The organism is Kitasatospora sp. NPDC022785 (assembly GCF_055561295.1).
Genome location: NZ_JBVHHB010000058.1, coordinates 1 through 5,283, shown reverse-complemented (window position 1 = coordinate 5,283; position 5,283 = coordinate 1). Strand labels below are relative to the sequence as shown.

The window sequence follows — 5,283 nt, the reverse complement described above, 5'->3', positions numbered from 1 at the left end:
TGGCACGCTGTTGAGTTCTCAAGGAACGGACACTTCCTTCGGACCGCCTTCCAGCGGGCCCTCCGGGCGCTTCGTTCTTTCGTGTTTCCAGCTTATCAGATCCTCGCGGCCGTTCTTACCGGCGTTTGTTTCTCTGATTTCCCGCTGGGGGGATTTCCCTCGACTTCGTTCCGAAGCTTATCAAAGCTTTCGATGTGCTCAGTTCCGGGATTTACCTCGTCGGAGGGCGCGTATTTCGTGAAACACGCTCGCCTCGATTTGGCGGTGTCGTAGACACTAGCGCCTGGATCAGGTCGTTGTCCAACCTGTCCCAACCGTTCAAACCTACTAGCCCAGCCCCACCACGTCAATGGTTTGGCTGCGATGCGAGAAGAGTACCAGGTCAGAGGCGTGTGGATCACCTCGGCTCAGGCCGCGACCGGCTGCAGGTCCGCCCGGTCGGCCGCGTCCAGGTCGCCGGTCTCGCCGTCCTCTGCAGCCTTCCGGCCCAGGACGAGGGCGTACAGGAGGAATGCGATCTCGGCCAGCACGCCGATCGAGATGCGGGCCCAGGTGGGCAGGCCGGACGGGGTCACGAAGGCTTCCAGGACACCGGAGACGGCCAGCACGGTCGCGAGGCCGATTCCCATGCCGATGATCGAGCGGCCCTGTTCCGCAAGGGCCGTCGCACGGGTGCGCGGTCCGGGGTCGATGATCGTCCAGCCCAGCCGCAGACCGAGGCCGCCGGCCACGAAGACGGCGGTCAGTTCCAGCAGGCCGTGCGGGATGAGCAGGCCGAGGAAGATGTCGAGCCGGCCGGCGGAGGCCATCAGCCCCACTCCGAGCCCCAGGTTGAGGACGTTGCTCCACAGCACATTGAGCACCGGGATGCCCAGCGCGATGCCGAAGAGCAGGCACTGCACCGCGATCCAGGCGTTGTTCGTCCAGACCTGGGCCGCGAACGAGCTGGCGGGGCGGTCCGAGTAGTAGGCCTCGTAGTCCCCGCCGGGCCTGGTCATCTCGCGGATCGTCTCCGGCGTGGCCAGGCTGTTCCGGACCTCGGGGTGGGTCGCCACCCACCAGGCGACGAGGGCGGTGCCGAGGAGGGAGAGAACCGCGACCGGCAGCCACCAGCGGCGCGAGCGGTAGAGCGCGGCCGGGAAGCTCACGCTGTAGTAGCGCGCGACGTCCCGCCAACCGCTGCTGCGGCTGCCGGTGACCGCGTCGCGGGACCGGGAGACCAGGCTGGTGAGCCGGCCCTCCAACGTGGGGTCGGGAGCTGCGGCCTGGACCTTGGCCAGATGGCCGGTCACGCGCTGGTAGAGGGCGACCAGTTCGTCCGCCTCCTCGCCGGTGAGCCGACGGGTCCGGGCGAGGGCGTCCAGCCGGGCCCACTCCCCCTGGTGGGTGGCGACGAAGACGTCCAGGTCCATTCGGCAGCTCCATGGTCGGCGCGGGGCGCGCGGGCAGGCGGGTGCGGACAGGTGCGCCCAGCATGCCAGGGGGAGGGAGTGCCCGGGCGCCCGGGATCTCCTTTCCCCGGCGGCCCGGGACCTCCCTTCCCGCGCGGCTGCGCGGCCCCGTATGTTGACGACTGCGGATCACGGGATCGTGGGGGCCGATCCGATGGACCCTCCCCGGATCGCGGACCATGAACCACCGACCATGAATCACCGACGGGAACGGACGGGTGTCTTGAGCGACCTGGTGACGGGTGAGGCGGTCGTCCTCGGCCTGCGCACGGCGAAGCTTCCGAGCCGGGCGCTGGCGATCGGGCTGGACCTGGCCGTGCAGGGTGCCGCGCTCCTGGTGTGCTCCCTGACGCTGAGCTTCGTCCTGGTCGACCTCGACCCCGCCGCCCTGACCGCCCTGATGCTCGGGCTCGTGGTCTTCTTCACGGTGGCCCTGCCCGTCATGGTCGAGACCCTCACCCGCGGGCGCTCGCTCGGCAAGGCCGCCCTGGGCCTGCGGGTGGTGCGCAGCGACGGCGGTCCGGTGCGGTTCCGGCACTCGCTGGTGCGCGGGCTGGTCGGCTTCTTCGAGCTCATCATGCTGAGCGGCGTGCCGGCGGTGATCTGCTCGGTGGTGTCGTCGGACGGCAAGCGGCTCGGTGACGTCTTCGCGGGGACCCTGGTGGTCCGCGAGCGGGTGCCGGGCGGCGGCGCTGCCGTGAACCCGCTGCCGCCGGTGCCCCCGCAGCTGCTGCAGGCGATCGGCGGCGAGCTGGTGGCGCTGGACCTCTCCGCCGTGCCGGAGCCGCTCTGGCTGGCGATCCGGCAGCTGCTCGGCCGGGTCGGCCAGCTGGACCCGGCGGTGGCGCACCAGATGTCCGCCCGGCTGGCCGACGACCTGGCGGCCCGCACCGGCCACCCCGTCCCGTACGGGCTGCACCCGGCGGCCTACCTCGGCGCGGTGCTGACCGAGCGCCAGCGGCGCGAGTGGACCCGGGTCCAGGGCTACGCGTTCCAGCCGCAGGCCCAGCCCCAGCTCCACCCGCAGGCCCAGCCCCACCCGCACCCTGCCGCCCAGCCGCAGCCGCAGCCCCACGCCCAGCCCCACGCGCAGCCGTCGGCCCCGCCCGTGGAGCAGCCGGCCGCCCCGGCCGCGCAGCAGCCCACGGCTCCGCCGCAGGCCCCCGCCACCGGCTTCGCCCCGCCGGCCTGACGCAGCCCGGCCCCGCCCGCCCCGCCCCGGGCCGGCTCGCCACCGCCCCGGCCGGCGCTACCCGCCGAACTCCACCGGCCAGGGGTTCGGGGGCGACTCCAGTTCCTCCAGCTCCACCCCGGCCGCGGCCAGCACCACGTCCCCGGCCAGGTGCACCACCTGCTGCTCGCCCGTCTCCAGGTCCGCCACCTGGTACCGCTCGACCAGCAGCGGGCCGGAGTCCGTCTCGTGGGTGTCGATGGCCTCCAGCAGCCAGCCCTGGTCGAAGGTCCGCGGCGCCAGCACCGGCTCGCTGAACGCCACCAGCCGCACCTTCGCGCTCGCCCCCTCCCGCAGCCGCAGCAGCCGCGCGGTGGCGACCAGGAAGCCCGGCGAGCGCCCGGCGAAGCCGTGGGCCCGGTCGTGCCCCTCCACCGTGTGCTCCCCACCGGGGTCGGCAGCGTCGGTGCGCACCCAGGCCACCCCGTCGACGGCGCCGCCCCGGACCTGCCAGCCGCCCGCCCTCAACTCCATCCGCAGCGGCCGGGCCCGCGAGTCCAGCGTCAGGTCGACCGTGCCGAGCACCTGCCCCTCGGGCCCGTACGTCTTGGAGACGTACCGCCAGCCGGCCGGGCCGGGGGCGCAGCTGAAGCGCTCCTCGCCGAGCAGCACGTGGTCATGGGTGTCGTGGAGCGAGTACCGGCCGTTGGGCATGCCCCGAAGCCTATGCCGCACGGCCGGACGGACCCGCATGCAACCTCAGGGGCGGCGCACGCATCAGTGGGGCAGACGGCACGGGGAACGTGCCGTGCGAAAGGAGCGCCCATTTCATGGCGAAGCAACAACGCGACGCCGAGTTCACGGAGTTCGTCGCCTCCAGGGCGGCGTGGCTGCGCAAGGTGGCCTACCTGCTCTGCTCCGACTGGCACCGCGCCGACGACCTGGTGCAGGAGACCATCACCAAGCTGTACGTGCACTGGAACCGGATGCCCGGGGTGGAGAACAGGGACGGCTACGCCAGGACCGTGCTCGTGAACACCTTTCTCGCCGAGCAGCGCTCCCCCTGGGGGCGGTGGATCGCCCGTCGCCGTGCCGACGGCGCGATACCGGAGACCGCCGTCTCGGCACACGACCTGGACGCCTCGGTCGACCTCCGGACGGCCCTCACCGCACTCCCGCCCCGGCAACGGGCCACGGTGGTGCTCCGGTACTACTGCGACCTCACGGTCGAGCAGACGGCGGAGGCCATGGACTGCTCCACCGGCAACGTCAAGAGCCAGACCTCACGGGGCCTCGACTCGCTGCGCCGCCTCCTGGACATGCGCCCGGTCATGCCGGCGGAAAGGACCGCATCGTGAACGACCGTCTCACCCCCGAGTACGCCGACCCGGCCGAGGGCCGGCTGGCCGCGGAACTGACGAGGCTGGCCGACGCCCCGGCCCCGGCCGCCCGGATGGACTCCGCCTGGGCCCTGCGCGCGGGCCGCTCCCGGCTGCGGCGGCGCCGGCTCGGGGTGCTCGGCGGCGTGGTGGCGGTGGCGATCGGTGCCTCGGTGCTGGGCGCGGCACTGCCCGCCCCGCACGGGGGCGCGGCCCCGGTCCCGGTTGCCGCGGCGCCCAGTGCGAGCCCGACCGGCGGGCTCGCCGGCTTCCCCCCGCTCGGCCCGGACACCGGGCGCGACCCGCTGGCGGCCCCGGCCTCCTTCGGCTGGCTGCCCGAGGGCTTCGGCTCGGTGAACTACACCGTCGGATTCTCCGGACAGCCGAACGGGTTCCAGGCCAAGGCCTACGGCCCGAAGCAGACCGGCCCGAACGCGGTCGAGTTCAACCACCAGCTGATCTTCCTCACCCTCTTCGCGCCGGGGGAAGTGCCCGTCGTCGGGAACGCGCCGACCGGCCAGCAGCAGTACCGGGTGGACGCCGCGCCGGTGAACGGGAAACCGGCGTACTGGGTCGGCATGGGACCGGACGACCCGGCCGGACTCGGGCTGGACCGGAACCTCCGCTGGCAGACCGCCGACGGCCGCTGGGCGCAGCTGCACAGCTCCTACATGGGCGACACCGACGACGTGTCGAACGCCCTGCGCCGGGTCGCCGAGGGGATCAAGGTCGCCCCGCAGGCCGTTCCCCTGCCGTTCAAGCTCCACGACGTGCCCGCCGGCTTCACGCCGTCCGGCGTGAGCCTGGACTACGGACCCCAGGCTGCCGACGGCTACCCCTGGTCGGTGAGCATCAACTACAACTCGGGCGCCGACCAGATCAGCGTCGGCATCCGGCCCGACGTCGAACCGTCCTCCGACGGGAGCCTCGTCGGGCTGCCCGGGGCCGCCCGGCAGCAGAACACCTGCACGGTCGCCACAGGTCTGAAGCTGTGTGCGACCTCCTTCAAGGGCGAGGCGCCGTTCGCCTCGGTCGGGGGCTACAGCGGCTGGCTGGGCCACTTCACCGCGCTCGGCCTCTCCCCGGCCGACTGGACCACCGAGGTGCTCGGCTGACCTTCCCCGGACGTGCCGGTGGCCGGCGTCCCCGCGAGGGGGACGCCGGCCACCGCCGTGGTTCCGGGGCGATCAGTAGCGGTACTGGTCCGCCTTGTACGGGCCCTCGACCGGAACGCCGATGTAGTCGGCCTGGTCCTTGGTCAGGGTGGTCAGCTTCACGCCCA

General features: G+C 72.7%; 6 protein-coding genes. 3 read left to right on the top strand and 3 right to left on the bottom strand.

Annotated elements, in window-relative coordinates:
* Positions 1 to 407 precede the first annotated feature (407 nt).
* Positions 408 to 1,412 carry a stage II sporulation protein M gene (locus tag ACZ3YO_RS39720; RefSeq protein ID WP_465579141.1) on the bottom strand — a complete coding sequence of 335 codons (1,005 nt, stop codon included), beginning with the start codon at positions 1,410 to 1,412 and terminating at the stop codon, positions 408 to 410.
* 262 nt (positions 1,413 to 1,674) lie between these two features.
* On the opposite strand from ACZ3YO_RS39720, the gene ACZ3YO_RS39715 reads away from it, so the two are divergent.
* Positions 1,675 to 2,643 (top strand): RDD family protein, encoded by a 969-nt coding sequence (locus tag ACZ3YO_RS39715; RefSeq protein WP_465579139.1) that lies wholly within the window; start codon positions 1,675 to 1,677, stop codon positions 2,641 to 2,643.
* Positions 2,644 to 2,700: 57 nt separating this feature from the next.
* Here the strand turns inward: ACZ3YO_RS39715 and ACZ3YO_RS39710 are convergent, their stop codons facing one another.
* Complete coding sequence (locus ACZ3YO_RS39710) at positions 2,701 to 3,336, bottom strand: hypothetical protein (protein ID WP_465579137.1); 636 nt, start codon at positions 3,334 to 3,336, stop codon at positions 2,701 to 2,703.
* 116 nt (positions 3,337 to 3,452) lie between these two features.
* Here ACZ3YO_RS39710 and ACZ3YO_RS39705 point away from each other — a divergent pair, with 116 nt between their 5' ends.
* Both ACZ3YO_RS39705 and ACZ3YO_RS39700 read left to right on the top strand, forming a co-directional pair.
* Positions 3,453 to 3,980 (top strand): SigE family RNA polymerase sigma factor, encoded by a 528-nt coding sequence (locus tag ACZ3YO_RS39705; RefSeq protein WP_465579136.1) that lies wholly within the window; start codon positions 3,453 to 3,455, stop codon positions 3,978 to 3,980.
* Positions 3,977 to 5,116, top strand: coding sequence for a hypothetical protein (locus tag ACZ3YO_RS39700; RefSeq protein WP_465579134.1), 1,140 nt, complete (start codon positions 3,977 to 3,979; stop codon positions 5,114 to 5,116). The genes ACZ3YO_RS39705 and ACZ3YO_RS39700 overlap by 4 nt, the downstream gene beginning before the upstream one ends.
* A 72-nt stretch (positions 5,117 to 5,188) precedes the next feature.
* On the opposite strand, the gene ACZ3YO_RS39695 is transcribed toward ACZ3YO_RS39700, so the two are convergent.
* The coding region (locus ACZ3YO_RS39695) for an adenosylhomocysteinase (protein ID WP_465579143.1) at positions 5,189 to 5,283 on the bottom strand (95 nt) is incomplete at its 5' end.

Excerpts from the sequence above, each read along its gene's own strand:
- ACZ3YO_RS39720 (WP_465579141.1), bottom strand. The coding sequence starts at position 1,412 with ATGGACCTGGACGTCTTCGTCGCCACCCACCAGGGGGAGTGGGCCCGG.
- ACZ3YO_RS39705 (WP_465579136.1), top strand. The coding sequence starts at position 3,453 with ATGGCGAAGCAACAACGCGACGCCGAGTTCACGGAGTTCGTCGCCTCC.
- ACZ3YO_RS39710 (WP_465579137.1), bottom strand. The coding sequence starts at position 3,336 with ATGCCCAACGGCCGGTACTCGCTCCACGACACCCATGACCACGTGCTG.